Here is a 17,717-nt window from a genome sequence, read left to right on the forward strand (position 1 = left end):
TCATAAATATCGCAACCGTCGTCAGCGCTATGATCTTAGAATGAAGCTGTTTGCTGGTATCATTAATTCCGAGCTTAGACTATGACTTTTGCAAGAGGTCTAATAATCATAACAGCGATTCTAATACAGAAACTAAACCACGCAGATTAATTCTATTTAATAAGTGTCTTATGGTTAGGATGGTTACCAAATCACGAATGTCTATTGTTCCACTACATATTCGTGGGGGAACAATAGAATACGAACTAGGTTCAGTGGGTGCCAATCTAATGTTGTCTACAAACGGACAGTTATTAAGCTCAGTTTTTATTCAAACTTGTGTTAATAAGATTTCAACTGAGCTTAATAGACGAGCTTCAAGTCGGCATTGAGAACTGCTTTTCTTCTCGTAACACTGCGCTAGGCCAGCGTTGTGTGATTGTTTTGCGTTTAGTGAAAAATCTTACACCATCTGGTCCATACATGGCAAGATCACCAAACAGTGAGCGCTTCCAGCCACCAAAGCTTTGAGAAGCTACGGGTACAGGTAGTGGAATATTTACACCGACCATGCCTACTTCAATGTTATCGACAAAATGACGCGCAGCTTCACCGTCGCGAGTATAAATACAAGTACCGTTACCATATTCATGATCGTTTATGAGCTGTATTGCCTCTGCCATGGTTTGAACCCTTATTACCTGTAAAACAGGACCAAAAATCTCGGCCTCATAGCTGTGCATCTGTTTGGTGACATGATCAATCAAAGTAGGGCCCACAAAGAATCCTTGCTCGTAGCCTTCTGGCGAGGCATTCGAGCCATCGATGACCAGCTCTGCACCTTGCTCAGCAGCACTTTTGATATAGCCTAAAATCTTAGATTTGTGGGCCTCTGTAATGACAGGACCAAAGTCGTTATTCTTGTCTGAATGTACACCAAACTTAAGCTCTTGAATAGCAGGCTGTAGTGCTGCAACCATCTTGTCAGCAATCTCATCACCGACTGCAACGGCGACAGAAAGAGCCATACAACGCTCACCTGATGAGCCAAAAGCAGCGCCTAACAAGGAAGTGACCACGTTGTCTAAGTCCGCATCTGGCATTACGATGGCATGGTTTTTTGCGCCGCCGAGCGCTTGACAACGTTTGCCTTGTGCAGCGGCTGTCGTATAGATATATTCAGCAATAGGAGTGGAGCCGACAAAGCTAACTGCTTTGACGTCTGGATGATGTAAAATAGCATCGACGGCTTCTTTACCTCCATTCACTACATTGATGACACCATCTGGCAGTCCTGCTTCTTTTAAAAGTTGTGCGATGAAAAGAGTGGAACTTGGATCACGCTCAGACGGTTTTAATACAAAGGTATTACCGCAAACGATGGCCATAGGGAACATCCATAATGGCACCATCACAGGGAAGTTGAAGGGAGTGATACCAGCCACTACTCCTAATGGGTGAAACTCACTCCAAGAGTCTATATTGGTAGCAACATTACGACTATGCTCACCCTTTAATAGCTCAGGCGCTCCACAAGCATATTCGACATTTTCAATACCACGCTGTAATTCACCGGCAGCATCATGCACAATTTTTCCATGCTCTTCACCAATTAATCTACAGATCTCATCAGCATTTTTCTCTAACAACTCTTTAAATTTGAACATGATTCTTGCACGTTTTACCGGTGGGGTTCTACTCCATGAGGGGAAGGCAGCTTCAGCAGCGGCTACTGCTTCGGCGATAGTTTTTTCACCACCCAAAGCAACCTGTTTACTTACTTCACCAGTAGAAGGGTTGTAAATTGGTTGTGTTTGACTTTCTTCATTAATTGCCTGACCATTAATAAAATGTCCGATAGTTTGCATAATATATTCCTTTTATAGCATTTAGTTTATACGTGGATTAAAAGTAAAATTTATTTTATTAGCTTTTCGAAACATCATCTGAGCTACTTTCTGCCCATAACAATGTATAAAGTTGAACCATTTCTTCCAAACTCGGTATTCGGGGGTTGTTGTTAGGTGAACCAGAGGAAAATGCTTGTTCACACATGGTATTTATTAGCGCATCAAAATCAGTTTTTTGAACTCCAAATTGTTCCAATGTAGGCACTTTGAGCTCGATATTGAGGTTTTTCAGATACGTAATCAAATTTATATTCGCTTGATTATCAGTATCATTAAAGCTCGCCACTCCTAATGCTCGTGCACAATCTGCATATCGTTCTGGAGTGCCTGATATGCCAAATTCAGTAATAGTTGGCAATAGCATCGCATTTGATAAACCATGCGGTACGTGAAAAAAAGCGCCAATCGGTCTGCTCATTCCATGCACCAAAGCCACCGATGAATTACAGAATGCAATACCAGCTAACGTAGAACCTAACATCATGGCTTCACGAGCATCCTCATCTTCGCCATTATGATAGGCCTTTTGTAGATTGGGCCCAATCAAACGTAATGCAGCTAAAGCCTGTTGATCACTATAAGCGTTACGTTTTTGACTGACATAAGCCTCTATAGCGTGAGTCATTGCATCAATGCCAGTATCAGCAGTGGTTCGAGGAGGCACACTCATAGTAAGGCTATAATCAATAATGGCGGCTATAGGCATAAATCCCATACCAACGCATAACAACTTTTCGTTATTTGTTTCATCAGTAATAATAGTAAATCGAGTAACCTCTGACCCTGTTCCGGCCGTAGTAGGTATCGCAATAATAGGTAAACCTGCTTCATTTACTTGACGAGGAAATTTATAGTCATTAATGACACCACCAAACTTCCCTAAAATTGAAATGGCTTTTGCGCTATCTATAGGACTACCACCACCTAAAGCAATCAAACCATCATATTCTTGGTGTCGTACCTGCTGCACCCCTGACTCAATAGAGCTTTCAGTAGGCTCAGGCATAGTATCTGAGAATACATCAGCTGTAATCTGAACCTCTTTCAAAATGGTTTGTAGTTTGTCCACATAACCCAGTTTAACCATCATCTCATCCGTAATGATGAGAGGCTTTTTAATACCCAAACTATCTAATATGGTCGGTAGCTTTTGACATGCATCGCGGCCTACCTCCATGATTCTTGGGAGAAGAATACTATGTGACATATTTAACTATCCTTGTGTTGATCACTATGTGTTTAATACTGTGCTAAAACGAACCTATCAATGTGCCTAAGGTGATTACTGCTATGAGAGCTAGTACAGGTACCGCAACAGCTACCACAAAAATATCTTTATAAGACTCTCTATGAGTGAGCTGACAAATTACGAGTAGAGTTATAACTGCACCATTATGAGGAAGAGCATCTAAACCACCTGATGCTATAGAAGCTACACGATGCATTAACTCGGGATTGATACCAAATTGAGAAGCTAACTGAAGATAGTTGTCCCCCATGGTATTGAGAGCAATACTTAGTCCACCAGACGCTGAGCCAGTAATACCCGCCATAACGTTGACGAAAACAGCTTCTGAAATTAGAGGATTTCCTGGAGACAAACCTAATAAGAATTCTTTAACAATTATGAATCCGGTTAAAGTAGCGATAACCGACCCATAACCAACTTCAGAGGCTGTATTAAAAATAGGAAGTAATGAACCAAGTGCACCCTCACTGAGCGATTCTTTTAGGTTTTTCCAACGCTTCCAATTAAGCAGAATCATCGCTCCACAAGACACTACTAAAGCTATAACAATAGCCCAGATCCCTAGCACCTTGGTTAGTGGGACAGCACCAAACTCTTCACTTGCTAGATAACTATTGTCCATACTGGGTAATAGCCATTTCGTGCAAATGAAGTTAATCAATATGACTAATATGATTGGTAGTAACGCCACCAGTAATGAAGGTTTAGAGCTACGATCGACTACAGCTAACTTATCATTATGATGTTGACCATAACCCTCTCCTGCATTTAGAGCTGTTTTAGTACGATAATTAAGCCAAATCATTCCGCCTACTAACATGATCAAGCCACCAATAGCACCAAGACCAGGGGCAGCAAAAGAATCTGTTTTGAAAAATGGCATAGGAATGGCATTTTGAATTGCCGGTGTCCCTGGTAAAGCGGTCATCGTGAAGGTCAAAGCACCCAAGGCGATAGCACCAGGAATAAGTCTTTTAGGGATGTTCAATTCGCGAAATAAAGCAGCAGCGATTGGGTATACAGCAAAGCCCACTACAAACAATGACACACCGCCGTAAGTCAAAATAGCACAAGCCATTACAATTGATAAAACGGCTTGTTTCTTACCGAGTTTAGTGACGAGTGACTCTGAGATGCTAAGTGCGGAACCTGAATCATCCATCAACTTACCAAATATAGCGCCTAGTAGAAAAAGCGGGAAGAAGCTGATGATGTATCCACCCAGACCTTTCATAAATACTTGCGTATAGACGCCTAGCATCGTATTAGCCTCACCACTTAAAAGCACAGCAAGCATTGCTAGCAAAGGCGCTAACAAAATCACGCTATGACCACGGTAGGCCAAATACATTAATAACCCTAACGACAGCAAAATGGGCAATAAACTTATCATATGCACTCCCTGTGCTATATATACATAAAATCCATTTCATTATTTTCACATAACGATAAAATTTATATCGTTATGTGAAAATAACAGAATATTTTTATAATGACAAGCCTTAAATCATTAAATATTATCTTTATAATGATTAGAGACATCAGAAGTCATATGACGAAGGAGTTACAAAGGTATGAGTAACACTAAAAAGAAGGGTTCAAGTGTTGAGCGAGTTTTGCAGATTGTAGAAATCCTAGCGAGGTCGCAAAGACCAATGAGCGTTAGCGACTTAGCAGACACATTGGATGTACCTATACCTAGTATGTACAGATTATTAGATCAGCTACAAAATATTGGGTTCGTACAATTAGACCTGCCTGGGAAAGTAACCGCTGGGAAAAGAACATATAAGTTAGCTATGGATCTATTACAGAATAATCATTTTAAAATTGAAAGACTTGCAATATTACAGCAGCTGTCAGCACAAATAGGAGAAACCGTAGGTATTGCGATTATGAAAGATCTAGATGTAGTTTATATAGATCGCGTCTTGTCTGATTGGCCGCTTCAAATATATCTGCCAGTAGGAACTCATGTACCGATTTGGGCAAGTGCAAGTGGTAAGTTATTCTTATCACAACTATCCAATGCAAAATGCGAGCGTATCATTAATAAAATATCGATACATGCATTAACTACTAATACGCAAACAGATAAAAAGCAATTGATGAAAACGATTGCTAAGACGCGGGACACTAGAATAGGGATAGATAACGAAGAGTTTATTCCTGGCATGGTTGCTTGTGCTGTACTTATTCCCAATGATGAAAACAAGACGTTTGCTACAGTGTTTACCCATGGGCCAACTGTAAGAAAAAGTTTAGATGAGCTTTTAGAGTATATCCCTATGATGCGAGAAGCTGCTCTCGAGCTATCCGCCACCTTTAAACAGAACTATGAATAAAATTAACAGCAGTGCTTCTTATTTATTATACCCATCAGCTCATGGTGTCTATGTTGACTATATTGAGCCTGGCTGTCCTTATCAGAACGCTTACATTGAAAGGTTTAATCGCAGTTATCGCAATGAGGTTTTAGATTGCTACCTTTTCAACAATTTAAACGAGGTCAATATGCTGACTGAAGACTGGATCAAGGTTTATAACACCGAAAGACCCCATGATTCACTTAATGATATGACACCTGCTGAGTACGAGACCATCCCAGATTCTGTGTAACTGACGTTTAGATTAAATACTTACACAAAATTTAGGAAGGTCTCCCAGATTCTTATCAAAGACTTCATCATCTATTATTCGCCAAACGGCAACTTGCTGATGGTCTTTGGTGGTGACTAGATTTAAAGTTTGTTCAATCATTGCTTGAGGTCTCATATCCTTATGATGTTTATTTGCTTCAAACCCAGTTACTTTACACTTAGCGGTTTAATTAAGCTACTTACTTGAGCTATTTGCTTCAGTTATTAGGCTTGGCTACTTACTCAACTTCAATATTCTAAAGGCGCCCTGAATAACTAAAGCAAATACGATGCTACCAATAATCAAATCAGGCGTACTAGAGTGTAACCAATTAACCAAAATCCCTGCAACAATTACCCCTAAATTGATAATGACATCGTTTGAAGTGAAAATCATACTGGCCTGCATATGAGCTTCTTCTTTGCTTTTCGATTTCTGTAGTAAATAGAGGCAAATCGAGTTTGCAATTAGCGCAAGAATCGATATAACAATCATGGTAGAAAAGTCAGGTAACTGCTCATTGCCAAAAAAACGTCTTAGCACTTCTAAAAAACCAAGAATCGCTAGCGTAATTTGAAAATATCCGGCAATTCTGGCAATTCGTTTTTTCTTAATGACCGTTCCACCGACCGCAAATAAGCTAATTCCGTATACGAAGCTATCTGCTAACATATCTAAGCTGTCGGCGACCAACCCCATTGAACGAGAAATCAGTCCCGTGCTCATTTCAATAATAAAGAAAGCAAAGTTAATGACGAGCACTATCCATAGTAGCTTTCTTTGCTTAGCATCTTTTTTGTGACTAGAGTCAGTATCAGTTTTAAAATTATTGTTGGGATCGGAAGGGTCAATGGTTTCGGTCGAGAGTAGGGTGTCACCTAAATTTAGGTCATGAATAGCCGTTTCTATCCCTTCTACATTGCTATGATGAAACACAGTTAATTTACGGTTAGGAATGTCGAACTCAAGATGTTGAATATCCGAGTCGCCCTCTAATTTCATTCGGATTAGGTTTTCCTCCGAAGGACAATCCATCTTCGATATTTTAAAAGTTGTTTTATTCATAGCTAGATTTATATCCGGGTGGTGGTTCAAAAAGTAGGCTGGAAAAAAACAGGCTGAGAAATTGATAAATAGTGAAATGCAAATAACACTATACATCAAATGCCCAGCCTGTCTAAGTGACAATATAAAGAAAAATGGTTTCAAAAGCTATACCCTAAGGGAACCAGCTATTTCACCCTTCAAACCTATTAACAGACCACTTAAAACAGACTGGTATAATGGAACCACTTATAACAGACTATTTTAGGTGTTTATGTTTATTAGAGCGTATCTAACCCCAGTTCGGGATAAGCCACATTGTAACTCATTGATACTATTTACAATGTTGCTACCTGTCCCTGCTGAGGCATATTTTTGATGGTGGGTTTATAGGGAAACCAGCAATAAGCAATTAAACCTGACAGCAAGTTTGTGATAAACCCCGTGACACTACGATGGCGTGAGTGTTCGATTTGGCACAAGTTTTTAAGCTCCCCAAACACCGTTTCAACCAAAGAGCGATGATTGAGTAGTGCCTCATCCATAGGCTCAAGTAATTGGGGCTTCATATTACGCCGAAGTTTGGTTATCAACGTGGTATCACTGTGTTTTGTGAGCCACTCGTTTAGGGCTTTACTGATGTATCCTCTATCACCAAACACCTTGCCAAACACAGGTGTTGCCATATCCTTAACAGGCACTCTGTCATCCGTATTACCCGCAGTGACTTTAACAGATACAAGCTCGCCCTTATGATTGATAATGGCGTGCAGCTTAAAGCCATAGAACCAGCCCATGCTGCTTTTGCCTCAGGTTGCAAGTCCCTTAAAGACTTTATGACGGTAGATACGCTTGTTATGACAAACTGCTATCTTGGTTGAATCAATATAGCTGATACCCGTACAGTCGCCCATCATGCTTTGCAAGTAGCTGCACAGTGGCATGATACTGCGCGGCACAAGCTCTATAAATCGCGAGTAGCTCGGCAGATTTGGAAACGCCCGTTTCATCATGCCAAGCATATGGTGGTAGTAAAAAGACTTAAACTGTCGATACCGCAGTTGATGAAACAGTACCAAGATGGTCATAATCTCTGCTACACTTATCTGGCATGCTCTTAGCCGTTGACGGCCCGTTGCGATTAAATGAGCGTCAAACTCAGGTTTGAATTGCTGATAAAAGTCGTCAATATGGCAGTATAGTTCGGTTAGGTTGTCCATGTAAGAAGTCCTTTTTGCTTAAGTGGTCTTGGTAAACTTACTTTAGCAACTTCGGACTTCTTTTTTTATCTTTTTTTTGAGCCCTTATCCCGAACTGGGGTTATCTACGAGCGTCAACCAAAGAACAAGACGCTAAACGTGCCAAAAGCGAACTCATAGCATTTGCCAACGATCATGGCCACAAAATTGCTGCCTTCTATGTCGAAAACGAATCAGGCGCTATCTTGGCGCGACCAAAGCTTATGCAGCTGATTGAAGATGCTCATAAGGGCGATGTGATCTTAGTTGAGCAAATTGATCGCTTAGCACGTTTGAATCAAGCTGATTGGGATACGCTTAAAAGAATGCTGTCAGAAAAAAAGCTCTCTATCGTATCAAAAGAGCTGCCGACCTCATATATGGCGCTTCAATCTGAAAGCAGCACTGAATTTATGAGCAGTGTATTGCAGGCCATTAACTCGATGATGCTGGATATGCTCGCAGCCATTGCTCGAAAAGATTATGAGGATCGCCGTAACCGTCAGATACAAGGTATGACCAAGTGCTCACGGCATCTGATCGCTGATGTGGCCAAGGAAAGACCGAAGATGCTCAGTAGTCATTAAGTGGTTCCAATATAGTAGTCTACTATGAGTAGTCTATTAATGGATTAATGAGCCTTTTTAGAGGGTTCCGCTGGGTTATAGATCGCTAAGACCGGTGTGGTTTGATTTTTATCATCAGGCTGCGTAATCAAAATTTCCCAAGTTCAACTGTACGGATTTGACAGCAGGGGTCATAGAGAGTGGGATGAATTTCATAATAGAAAATACATTTACGATTGAACCTATCCAAAACTTAATTACTGCATCTACTGCAGCATTAGGTTGTGGACTACTCATTGGTCTAGAAAGAGAGCGTAGCAAACAACGTGAAAATCAACACAGCTTTGCAGGTATTAGATCTTTTGCAATTTGCTCTTTATTAGGGGCAATTTGCTTTGCTTTCAGTTTATTTATGGGGCTCATAGGAGCATTGATAGTAGGTGGTATAAGTATCATCTCTACTAATAAACAAATTGAAGATCCAGGTGTAACCACTGAACTTGCTTTTATACTCACCTATTTTATAGGCGGACTATGTTTATGGCATATTCCTTATGCAGCGGCACTTACAGTCGTCCTTACTTTCCTTCTAGTGACAAAGCATTCAATGCATGGAGTAGCGGTTAGATGGATTACTGAGCGTGAATTTAAAGATGGTATCTTTTTACTGGCCTTGCTTTTAATTGCACTTCCTTTAACCCCCAATAGGGATCTTTGGGGTTCAGTACTAAATCCTTATATTATTTTAAAATTATTGATATTGATTTTAACCATTCAAGCACTAGCACATATGGCAAAGAGGCTTTTACCATCACGCCACGCCATGTTTTTATCTGCTTTAGCATCAGGATTTATATCCAGTACAGCCACGATTGCAAGCCTTGGAATAGAAGTTCGTCAGGGTCGTGCAGATGCAAAAGAAAATGCTGGAGCTGCGCTTATATCATGTGTCGCAACAGTGGTACAGCTTCTTATTATTGTTGCAGGTGTAAGTTTTAGCTGGCTTAAAATTTTATTATTCCCCTCTATTATTGCCATGATAGTTTTAATTATTCCTGGGATATGGTTGATGAGAAAAGCTCGATCCGAAGAGAAAGCTAAGTTAACTGATACACCCATGTTTAGTTTAAAAGAGGCAGGTATCATTGTAGTCACACTTACTATTATTCAAGTACTTGTTTATGGTTTAAGTTTATGGCTGGGTGACGCCGGTCTTATCGCAGGAACCGTACTGAGTTCTATGTTTGAGGTGCATGCAGCAATGGCTGCTGTAGTCATGCAAGGGAACCCAACTAACCCTATTTTATTGCTCGCCTTATTATTGGGTTTAGCGACACATGCAATTTCTAAATCAATTAATGCGGCAATTACGGGTGGTTTTCAATACGCACTTGCTTTTGTTCCAATCCAAATTATTCATATGATTGTTTTAATTATCTTGATATATACTATGACAAATAATTAAAAAAAACTCAATGAGTAAGGCTCATTCACCCGCTTTAGAAACCGATTTTCGGCCTTGTTGATGGTATAAAAGAATTATAAAAACAACAAGTCATACGAATTAATAGCTACGACCGATAGTTTCGCTTCAAACAAGAGATGCTGTATAAAAAAGCCAGGTAACTTGGGTTGCCTGGCTTTTTTGCATCTATGGCTTTTATCTGAAATATAGCTGAAAGATTAGGCAATAAAGAATATACATATTGATATATAAATAAAAGTTGATTACTATTGTTGCCTAAATTTAATATCCTTACTAGCAGTGTTGTATAGGCCAGTTTTTATCAATGCTATATCGCTTCCACACCTTATAATCGAGATTGAGATGAAAATATATAATAAAAAAATAGCACTGGCTTTGGGCTTCTGTGGCGTATTTGCGACATTACCTGCTGTAGCTGCATTGCAGAGTTTTGAGGTAGAGAATAACAATGACATTAAATGTGGCTATAAAAATGATAACGGGAAGATTGTTGTATCTGCAAAATATTATAGTTGTGGGGATTTTTCAGAAGGTATGGCTCGTGTCTCATTAATGAAAATGGGCACAGTTAAAGGTTACGATGGCGTTGAGGATTATGAAGACTATTTATACATGCAAGGCTACATCAATGAAGATGGCAAACTGGTCATACCGGTTGAACATCAAGCACCGCTTTTTTATGGCGTGATTATTGACTATCGTGACTTTAAAGAAGGTTTGGTTGCCGTCTACAAAAACGGCAAATATGGCTATATGAATAAAACGGGTAAAATGGTTATACTTTATGCTTACCAAACGGCAGGTGATTTCAGTGACGGTAGAGTAGTCGTCAGCAAAGATGATAAGTATGGCGTCATCGATAAAATAGGTAAGACCGTAGTGCCGTTTAAATTCAATTGGTTAGACGATTACTATGAAGGTCTGGCTAGATATAATACCTCGGTGCAGGGTGACGATGAGGGTAAGATTGGCTTCGTTGACAAGTCTGGCAATATAGCAATCCCTGCTAAATGGGATGAGGCCATGGAATTCTCTGAAGGACTGGCTGCTGTAAAAGTTGGAGCATATAACAACGGCAAATGGGGTGTTATAGATAAGACTGGCAAGGTTGTTGTCTCACCAAAATATGATATGGCTTATATTGAGCCGATGGGAGATGCTGAAGACGTCGATGGTGGTCGCTATGAAGGTGGGAAGTTAGATGTTTATAATCTGAACACTAAAGGCGCTAATGCCTATAACGATGGCTATGACAGTATCACTCGCTATACCTTAGATCGCCAAGGCAAGGTACTCACTAAAAAGACTTATGCAGACTGGAATGAGATGGACGAAGAGCGTTATCCACAAAATTATCAGTGATTCTATAAAGGTTTGTAGAGCCATTTAATCTAAATTGAGAGAAAACTTATTATGTTAAAAAAAACGAGCCTAATGTTCGCGGCATCTTTGGTTATTTTGGGGCTATCTTCTACTTCTAATGCAGCACCTAAAACGAAATACGGTGTGACAGTGGTTGAATGTGACTTTGATTATGAAGATGAAGAGTTTTGTACTGATAGCCGCTTAAAAAGCTACGCAAAGGTGATAAAAGAGCGCAAGCCTAACTTTGATGGTAATAAGATTATTTATATCTTTGAAACAAATGCCACAGGTTACGTGAACAAGAAACCATATCGATTGGTTGTTATTGACCCTGCTAAGAAGAAAGTCATGCCTTTTGGTTATGCCTTATCAGCTGCCAGCGGTAGTGGAGGCAAGGCGGTAGCCGTGAATAATAGAGGCGATACTATGCACTATGATTTTACTCTTAAATCCAACCGCTTTTGTTTCTCGGGCGATATTGATGCTTACAGAAATTCCTACGGCTATCAAGACGGGCCTTTTTGTTTTAAATATGATAAGACTGAGCAAGACTTGGTGAGAGAGTATTAGGTTTATTTTTATATATATTATCGAGCCTTTCCTAAAAACTGTGTAACTGCTTATAGCAATGACGACTCAATCTGACATTAAGAAACTAGCTGAACAAATAGCTCGATTAGTCTGCTTTGTTTATACCAACTTAGTTTACTCTTTCTCATAGTGCTATCCTAAATAATTTTACTTATCTAGGACAGCCCCAAAATAAATTAATGAGCTACTGGACAAAAAAACAAGCCGCTTCATGCGGCTTATTTTTTATCACCGCTCAATGAACTCGAGCAGTAGCGATCTTACTCTCAAGCCACTGAGCAACTTCACTTTCAACCCAAGCCACACGTCCCTTTGATAATTTTACCTGAACAGGGAAGGTAGGGTCATAACGGTTTGATCTTCTATCAAGCATATCGTAAATGGTAGTTCTGCTAAGCCCTGTATAGTGTACAACTTGCTTTAGCGGGAGCATACGCGGTATTTGTGGCACGCTTGGCGTTAATGCGTTTGGTTGGGTGTTTGCGTTTAATAGTTCCATGATTATCTCCTTATAAGTTAATGAGAGCGTCATCTCTCATACAGTTAGGGAGTCCTATATTTTTTTACGGCATCCTATACGGTCCGTCCTCTAGTCTTTTTTTGAAGAAATAAAAAAAGGAGCTAAATAGTCAGCTCCTTTTTATGTCACATCTCTAGCCTGTTGGTTTTAGCTCACTGCTGTCACGCTTTTTCGTAAGCCATGCTCAATGCTACTTACGTTATGAGCGGCTAGCCCATTCTGATCATTTCTTTGTTGTCTATTGCTTACGTCATCTGTCTGCATGGGATAAAATTCTTCGACCACATCAAGTAGACCATCGCTATCGATTTCAAAACATGAATTAACATAGCCTTGCTTTGCTGCTGCCTCTAATGCTGCTTGATCAAAGCCGTGTTCACACAGCTCTGCATCAATCACTCCAGCATGTTGTACCGCATCTTTGAGCGTTACCCCATCACGCAGCGTTAAATCCACAAAGTAAATCGGTGTGCGATAGCTTTGCGTGGTGCTTTTACCTCTCAAGGTTAATTGCAGTGGCAGACAAGATAGCTTATTGCCTGATACCGCAGCAAAGTAGCTTAAGCGTGCGGCAAGCGTTCTAATACTATTAAAGCCTGTGGTGCGAAAGATAAAGGTGCCTAGTTCATCGTCTTCACTAAGATTAACGTAGAGCCTGCCATAAGGCTTACAAGCACCCCCTTGCGCTAGTGGACAGCGATCAGGTGATGGGCATGGTAGTGTTTCCACGCCATTATTGGTTCGGCGCTGACATTGCTCACCGTCACCCACACATAGCGGTCTGCCCGTTTGTCTATCAAATAGCGTGTACTCAGCTCGTAGGTTTAATTCTGGATCATTGAACAGCATACGTACAGGTATTTGTCTAAGCTTACCGTCATTATTTGCACGTAGTTTTTCGTCTAGTGGATGATTGATCCATCCGTCTTTATTTTGTACTTGGCTAGTGATAGTGAATTGATCGTCTTTGGCAGGCAGACGCTTGCCGTCTTTTTGAACAACACGTCCAATGCTGATACGACCTAATACTGGTGGGGTTATGGTGAGACCTTTAATCATGGTGATATTCCTTATATGTTTTAGTTAGCCATAAAAAAGCCCACCTTTGATAGATGGGCGGTTATGCGCTAGATTTGGTTTGTGTGTGTTGATTAGAATAGATAGCAGGTTAATCGTTTAAGACAACAAAACGACGACTACCCTGACGGGTTTTACTGAACTGAGTGAGTAGCTCAGGATGGGTTTTGATCACCGCCTTGGTATCTAAGCTTACGCTGTCCTTGGATCGTTTCCACGAGATAGCCCCTTTATCGAAAACCGCCACCTCATGGTCTTTGATCAGGCTTTGTAGCTGATGCTTTACCTGATCATGACGCTGCTCTAACTCTTGCATGTAATCACGGTAGCTCAGCAATTGCTCAAATAGCTTGTTAGCGCCAGTATCATCTTTAAAGTCAATTTTGCTGTTAGGCTCAGGTTTGGGATAAAGCTGTTTTAGTGCTCGAGCTGCGGATTCACTATGATCAGGGATTGGTGGCGTGTCGGTTTCCACGTATTGCCAGAATAACCTTTCATGCTCCATGATGGACTCAATCAAGCGCTCGTCACGCTCAACTTTATAAATCTTCGCCTCATGACCGCAAAGCAGCACACAGATATGCGCTGCGGTTTTGCCAGTGACCGCTAGCTGATGCTGTACTTGGCAAGTGACATATAAGGGTACGCCATGCTTCCACAGCTTAGCGCCATGCTCACCAACCGTTTTACACTCAAGTATTTGTACTTCATCACTGCCAACCACCGAGTAATCTAAATTAGCCAGCATAAAGTGGTTGTCAGGATCAGGATGCTGCAAGATCGCGTTAATGCGTCGCACCTTATTGCCAGTGTGCTTTTGATAATATTTAGCCACCATTGGTTCTAAGGTGTTACCCCAATACAGTGGCGCATAACCATCAGCACCTTCATCAATATTTGATGCCATACGTCCAGTCTTAATCATCCATAATTCAAGCATGGATAGAAAGGGGTGGATACCACAAGCGGCAGCGGCATCAGAGCTGCCAATGCCTTGCTTGCGAATTTCAAGCCATTTGTCATGGCTTAAGTTTTTGGTGTTGACCAAACGCTTAGGGGTGGTTGATATCTTTGCTTGAGTAGGTTTACCGACCGCTTCATTTTGCTTTAGCGCTAGCTCTGCTGGTTTGCCCTTGGTTTTAGGCTTAGTAGTTCGTGATGCTTTACCCTTAACGGTGGCACGTTTAAGTCTTGGCTGAGTGGTAGTTTTATTGTTTAATGCGATCATGTTCATAGTGAACTCCTTCGTTAGATTTATTATTAATAAGTAATGCAGTGCTTTGTTTGATTGACGGCATAAAAAAACCACGCTCAAAGGCGTGGTTGATTCATTGAGTAAACAAAGTCATTAAGAGATTAAGCAATTAAGCGCAGCGCTTCATCTAAGCTTTTATCTTTAAGTTTAGCCCCTGCACCGAACCAAGCTGAGTCTAAGCGATGATCCCTCGACATGGCACGGCGTTCATGATCGACAAACTCTGTCATAGCAGACAGCAGGCCATAAGCGGTATCTTTGGCAGATGCTAAGTCCGCACCGCGACCCTGACCGTTAAACATCGTCATCACCTGATTCATGGCGCGAGCATTAGGCACCGCTTCTTTCTCCTTCTTAGCGGTATTAAACAGAATAAGGCCATCGTCTTTGACATCGTTAAACACGCGGTTTAAATAATTAGCGGCTTCTGCTTGCGTCACTCGTCTGTTGGTGAGCTGCTTCATCTCATAATTAAAGTCATCCCACTGACTGACAGATACGCCTAATTGCTGTTTGACTTTATCGGCATCAAAGGTGGTACTGTGCGGAACTTTCACCACCCCGCCGCTACCATCAGCAAGACTGATTGCTAAGGTGTTATTACACACCACACGGATATTGGTAAACTGCGCTGTGGTCGCAAGCGTCCCATCACAAGCGGTTGCTAGAAGTAGATAGCCGTGACTGACATCACCGCCACGTAGCGTTGCTGATTGTCCTGTGCGAGCCAACGCCCACATTTTACGGCCGCCTTTTAACACCCCTGCCGTTTCTAGCTCAAAGTCTGCTTGTTCCGTCAGATCACGATAAAACTCTAAGACCTCACTGGGTTGTACTTCTTGATAGCGTTGACTGACTACTGATAAGGGCTCTAAGGTATCGCTACGATAGAGCACCTTATTGCTATCAAAAGGCATGATCAGGCTTTGGCCTTTATCATTGGTTGCCATGTAGCTGACGTCCGATGATTCAATACGCCAGTCCATACCTGCCTCACGAGCCCATACCTCTATAGGCTGCTTAGGGGACAACTCTTGTCCTAGTCCATGCCAGGGGGTATCACCAACGTATGCCATTGATTCGATTAAATGTGCCATGAGTACTGCTCCTTGATAAGTTTTAATGAAATGATTACTGATGAATAAGGTTATAGCGTGAAGGGCTTAAAACAGCGCTGACAAAGGTAATTTTGTTGAGGGGTTGTGATCAGCGGCGTTTGTGCGCGGCGCGTTGCTACGCTGACAGCAGAGGCAATCGCGGTGGCTGTGATCACACCAATGGCAGGGTTGACTTTGTAGTATTTACAAATGCTCACACCAAGGCTTGTCAGCGTTGCTTGAGAGCACAACTGCTCGAATATTGATGAGACGGGATTAGATTGACTGATTACATCGGATGAGTGACAGTAAGGGCAAATAGGTTTCATAGGATCTCCTTGAAAGTGGCGCATAAAAAAGGCCTGCTATAAAGCAGACCTTGATTAGACGTTTAGGGTTAGATTGATGAGGAGGCAATAGCTCCTTATTTCATGGGGATGCTATATATCTGAGATTATTTTGATATTTAGGCAGGCCTCTACGTTTAGTAGTCTCATAAATACCATGAGTGAAGGTTTTCATTTTAGGAAGCTTTACCCTTAAATGTTGATTCTCTTTATCAGGCTGTGTCAAATACAAAGAAGCACTGATAGCATTGTGCACCTCTTTTGGATTACGACGATGAATCATGCCAATACCTAATCTGCCAAGAGCTTCCTGCTTTTTCTTATAATGCGTGTTATTACAGTTGTAGTAACTGCCAAGACCACCAGTAATATTCTGCCACTTTTCCCCCACTAGCTGTCCTATATAAGTATCCTTACAGCGTTCAGAACCATCAAACATCAGCAATAAGTGAACGTGATAACCACGGTCATGACCTTGTTCTAAAGCAATTACATTGCCCTCTAATTCTTCAAAGCAACTTTCTTTTTTACCAATAAGCTCTCTAAGTTTTTTCAAGTGTTTATGAAAGGTCTCGATAGACACCAAATGATTGGTATCTTTTGAATATCCTAAATCTACACGAACAATTAGTAATCTTGAATAATGATTCAACATCTGACTCATATAAATGACTAATTTTTTTGTATTGACTTTTTCTTGCTCAATTACCCTTAAATTATTTTTTAAAATAATATTTTTATAAGCGTATAAATTATTAATGAAATCCCTAGTATTGTAATAACCCCACCTCGTTTTTTTTGAATGATTACTACTCATTACTTTATTGGCGCTATTTATAAATGCAGTAATGGTTGGAAAATAATCCAAGCTAGAATCATAATCAGCTACCAGAGGTAGGTATAACGCTGAGAGCTGCACACTGATATTATTAATATTAATATTATTTGATAGAACATCTTTAACGAGTCTATCGACATTACAGATAAGTTGAGATTGGCTAATAATTGGACATGTCATGATTTTGATCCTATAAGGTAATTTTCTCATAGGGTCAGGTCGATCAGTATTTTTATAATGCCAGTTGCTGAGAGATGTGCTCTCAGCCTCAAGGTGAGTAGCTACTATGTTAGATAATAATATAACTAACCCACTAAGAAGGAGCTATTAAAAAACTGCTTTTTGCTTGTGTGCTTGGTATTTTTTTATCCGAGCAGATGCAATATTGCTGTCAGCGTTAGAGTTCGTATTGGGGTGGAGTTAGCTAAAGGGTGATACTAGACCTCTTGCAAAAGTAGTTGTAAGACACAACGTATATTATTGAACTCTACTTACTTAATAGATATGCCAAACAT

Annotated in this window: 16 protein-coding genes and 3 pseudogenes; 7 read left to right on the forward strand and 12 right to left on the reverse strand. The window is 40.7% G+C overall.

The window, feature by feature from the left end:
• Window positions 1-356: 356 nt before the first annotated feature.
• The 3 genes from BTV99_RS12150 to BTV99_RS12160 are packed head-to-tail and all read right to left on the reverse strand — an operon-like array spanning window position 357 to window position 4,531.
• Window positions 357-1,847: a CoA-acylating methylmalonate-semialdehyde dehydrogenase gene (locus tag BTV99_RS12150; RefSeq protein ID WP_075102630.1), complete on the reverse strand. Its 1,491-nt coding sequence runs from the start codon at window positions 1,845-1,847 to the stop codon at window positions 357-359.
• A gap of 58 nt (window positions 1,848-1,905) precedes the next feature.
• Entirely contained in the window at window positions 1,906-3,096 is a 1,191-nt protein-coding gene (locus BTV99_RS12155; protein ID WP_075102631.1) for an iron-containing alcohol dehydrogenase, read from the reverse strand.
• 43 nt (window positions 3,097-3,139) lie between these two features.
• Window positions 3,140-4,531 (reverse strand): GntP family permease, encoded by a 1,392-nt coding sequence (locus tag BTV99_RS12160; RefSeq protein WP_075102632.1) that lies wholly within the window; start codon window positions 4,529-4,531, stop codon window positions 3,140-3,142.
• A gap of 181 nt (window positions 4,532-4,712) precedes the next feature.
• On the opposite strand from BTV99_RS12160, the gene BTV99_RS12165 reads away from it, so the two are divergent.
• Entirely contained in the window at window positions 4,713-5,483 is a 771-nt protein-coding gene (locus BTV99_RS12165; RefSeq protein ID WP_075102633.1) for an IclR family transcriptional regulator, read from the forward strand.
• 40 nt (window positions 5,484-5,523) lie between these two features.
• Window positions 5,524-5,757: pseudogene (locus BTV99_RS12170) on the forward strand (transposase); the annotation flags it as partial.
• Between the two features lie 12 nt (window positions 5,758-5,769).
• Here BTV99_RS12170 and BTV99_RS13460 read toward each other — a convergent pair.
• Both BTV99_RS13460 and BTV99_RS12175 read right to left on the reverse strand, forming a co-directional pair.
• The gene (locus BTV99_RS13460; protein ID WP_178377961.1) at window positions 5,770-5,913 is read right to left on the reverse strand and encodes a hypothetical protein; all 144 of its coding nucleotides are present in this window, start codon (window positions 5,911-5,913) and stop codon (window positions 5,770-5,772) included.
• 99 nt (window positions 5,914-6,012) lie between these two features.
• The gene (locus BTV99_RS12175; RefSeq protein ID WP_075102642.1) at window positions 6,013-6,843 is read right to left on the reverse strand and encodes a cation transporter; all 831 of its coding nucleotides are present in this window, start codon (window positions 6,841-6,843) and stop codon (window positions 6,013-6,015) included.
• Window positions 6,844-6,919: 76 nt separating this feature from the next.
• Here BTV99_RS12175 and BTV99_RS13335 point away from each other — a divergent pair.
• A pseudogene (locus BTV99_RS13335) lies at window positions 6,920-6,994 on the forward strand (IS1 family transposase); the annotation flags it as partial.
• 166 nt (window positions 6,995-7,160) lie between these two features.
• Here the strand turns inward: BTV99_RS13335 and BTV99_RS12185 are convergent.
• A pseudogene (locus tag BTV99_RS12185) lies at window positions 7,161-8,042 on the reverse strand (IS982 family transposase).
• Between the two features lie 86 nt (window positions 8,043-8,128).
• Here BTV99_RS12185 and BTV99_RS12190 point away from each other — a divergent pair.
• From BTV99_RS12190 to BTV99_RS12205, 4 genes are all read left to right on the forward strand, one after another.
• Window positions 8,129-8,647 carry a recombinase family protein gene (locus BTV99_RS12190; RefSeq protein WP_075102634.1) on the forward strand — a complete coding sequence of 173 codons (519 nt, stop codon included), beginning with the start codon at window positions 8,129-8,131 and terminating at the stop codon, window positions 8,645-8,647.
• Window positions 8,648-8,831: 184 nt separating this feature from the next.
• On the forward strand, window positions 8,832-10,091 hold the full coding sequence (locus BTV99_RS12195; RefSeq protein WP_075102635.1) for an MgtC/SapB family protein: 1,260 nt from the start codon (window positions 8,832-8,834) through the stop codon (window positions 10,089-10,091).
• Between the two features lie 363 nt (window positions 10,092-10,454).
• On the forward strand, window positions 10,455-11,474 hold the full coding sequence (locus tag BTV99_RS12200; RefSeq protein WP_075102636.1) for a WG repeat-containing protein: 1,020 nt from the start codon (window positions 10,455-10,457) through the stop codon (window positions 11,472-11,474).
• 51 nt (window positions 11,475-11,525) lie between these two features.
• Window positions 11,526-12,047, forward strand: a complete 522-nt coding sequence (locus tag BTV99_RS12205; protein ID WP_143507134.1) for a hypothetical protein — start codon at window positions 11,526-11,528, stop codon at window positions 12,045-12,047.
• Window positions 12,048-12,303: 256 nt separating this feature from the next.
• On the opposite strand, the gene BTV99_RS12210 is transcribed toward BTV99_RS12205, so the two are convergent.
• The 6 genes from BTV99_RS12210 to BTV99_RS12235 form a co-directional block, all read right to left on the reverse strand.
• Window positions 12,304-12,567 carry an AlpA family transcriptional regulator gene (locus tag BTV99_RS12210; protein WP_071002781.1) on the reverse strand — a complete coding sequence of 88 codons (264 nt, stop codon included), beginning with the start codon at window positions 12,565-12,567 and terminating at the stop codon, window positions 12,304-12,306.
• Between the two features lie 168 nt (window positions 12,568-12,735).
• Entirely contained in the window at window positions 12,736-13,647 is a 912-nt protein-coding gene (locus tag BTV99_RS12215) for a hydrolase or metal-binding protein (RefSeq protein WP_075102638.1), read from the reverse strand.
• Between the two features lie 109 nt (window positions 13,648-13,756).
• On the reverse strand, window positions 13,757-14,899 hold the full coding sequence (locus BTV99_RS12220; protein ID WP_083608650.1) for a YqaJ viral recombinase family protein: 1,143 nt from the start codon (window positions 14,897-14,899) through the stop codon (window positions 13,757-13,759).
• A 122-nt stretch (window positions 14,900-15,021) separates the two neighbouring features.
• Entirely contained in the window at window positions 15,022-16,017 is a 996-nt protein-coding gene (locus BTV99_RS12225; protein ID WP_075102639.1) for a DUF932 domain-containing protein, read from the reverse strand.
• Window positions 16,018-16,067: 50 nt separating this feature from the next.
• On the reverse strand, window positions 16,068-16,346 hold the full coding sequence (locus BTV99_RS12230; protein ID WP_075102640.1) for a hypothetical protein: 279 nt from the start codon (window positions 16,344-16,346) through the stop codon (window positions 16,068-16,070).
• A 100-nt stretch (window positions 16,347-16,446) separates the two neighbouring features.
• The gene (locus BTV99_RS12235; RefSeq protein WP_075102641.1) at window positions 16,447-17,382 is read right to left on the reverse strand and encodes an inovirus-type Gp2 protein; all 936 of its coding nucleotides are present in this window, start codon (window positions 17,380-17,382) and stop codon (window positions 16,447-16,449) included.
• Between the last annotated feature and the right edge of the window lie 335 nt (window positions 17,383-17,717).

It is taken from the genome of Psychrobacter sp. Rd 27.2 (genome assembly GCF_001921755.1).
Lineage (GTDB): Bacteria > Pseudomonadota > Gammaproteobacteria > Pseudomonadales > Moraxellaceae > Psychrobacter > Psychrobacter celer.

Bases quoted from the DNA above. Each gene is read 5' to 3' on its own strand.
- BTV99_RS12150 (WP_075102630.1), bottom strand. From the start codon at position 1,847: ATGCAAACTATCGGACATTTTATTAATGGTCAGGCAATTAATGAAGAA.
- BTV99_RS12155 (WP_075102631.1), bottom strand. From the start codon at position 3,096: ATGTCACATAGTATTCTTCTCCCAAGAATCATGGAGGTAGGCCGCGAT.
- BTV99_RS12160 (WP_075102632.1), bottom strand. From the start codon at position 4,531: ATGATAAGTTTATTGCCCATTTTGCTGTCGTTAGGGTTATTAATGTAT.
- BTV99_RS12165 (WP_075102633.1), top strand. From the start codon at position 4,713: ATGAGTAACACTAAAAAGAAGGGTTCAAGTGTTGAGCGAGTTTTGCAG.
- BTV99_RS13460 (WP_178377961.1), bottom strand. From the start codon at position 5,913: ATGAGACCTCAAGCAATGATTGAACAAACTTTAAATCTAGTCACCACC.
- BTV99_RS12175 (WP_075102642.1), bottom strand. From the start codon at position 6,843: ATGAATAAAACAACTTTTAAAATATCGAAGATGGATTGTCCTTCGGAG.
- BTV99_RS12195 (WP_075102635.1), top strand. From the start codon at position 8,832: ATGAATTTCATAATAGAAAATACATTTACGATTGAACCTATCCAAAAC.
- BTV99_RS12200 (WP_075102636.1), top strand. From the start codon at position 10,455: ATGAAAATATATAATAAAAAAATAGCACTGGCTTTGGGCTTCTGTGGC.
- BTV99_RS12205 (WP_143507134.1), top strand. From the start codon at position 11,526: ATGTTAAAAAAAACGAGCCTAATGTTCGCGGCATCTTTGGTTATTTTG.
- BTV99_RS12210 (WP_071002781.1), bottom strand. From the start codon at position 12,567: ATGGAACTATTAAACGCAAACACCCAACCAAACGCATTAACGCCAAGC.
- BTV99_RS12215 (WP_075102638.1), bottom strand. From the start codon at position 13,647: ATGATTAAAGGTCTCACCATAACCCCACCAGTATTAGGTCGTATCAGC.
- BTV99_RS12220 (WP_083608650.1), bottom strand. From the start codon at position 14,899: ATGAACATGATCGCATTAAACAATAAAACTACCACTCAGCCAAGACTT.
- BTV99_RS12225 (WP_075102639.1), bottom strand. From the start codon at position 16,017: ATGGCACATTTAATCGAATCAATGGCATACGTTGGTGATACCCCCTGG.
- BTV99_RS12230 (WP_075102640.1), bottom strand. From the start codon at position 16,346: ATGAAACCTATTTGCCCTTACTGTCACTCATCCGATGTAATCAGTCAA.
- BTV99_RS12235 (WP_075102641.1), bottom strand. From the start codon at position 17,382: ATGACATGTCCAATTATTAGCCAATCTCAACTTATCTGTAATGTCGAT.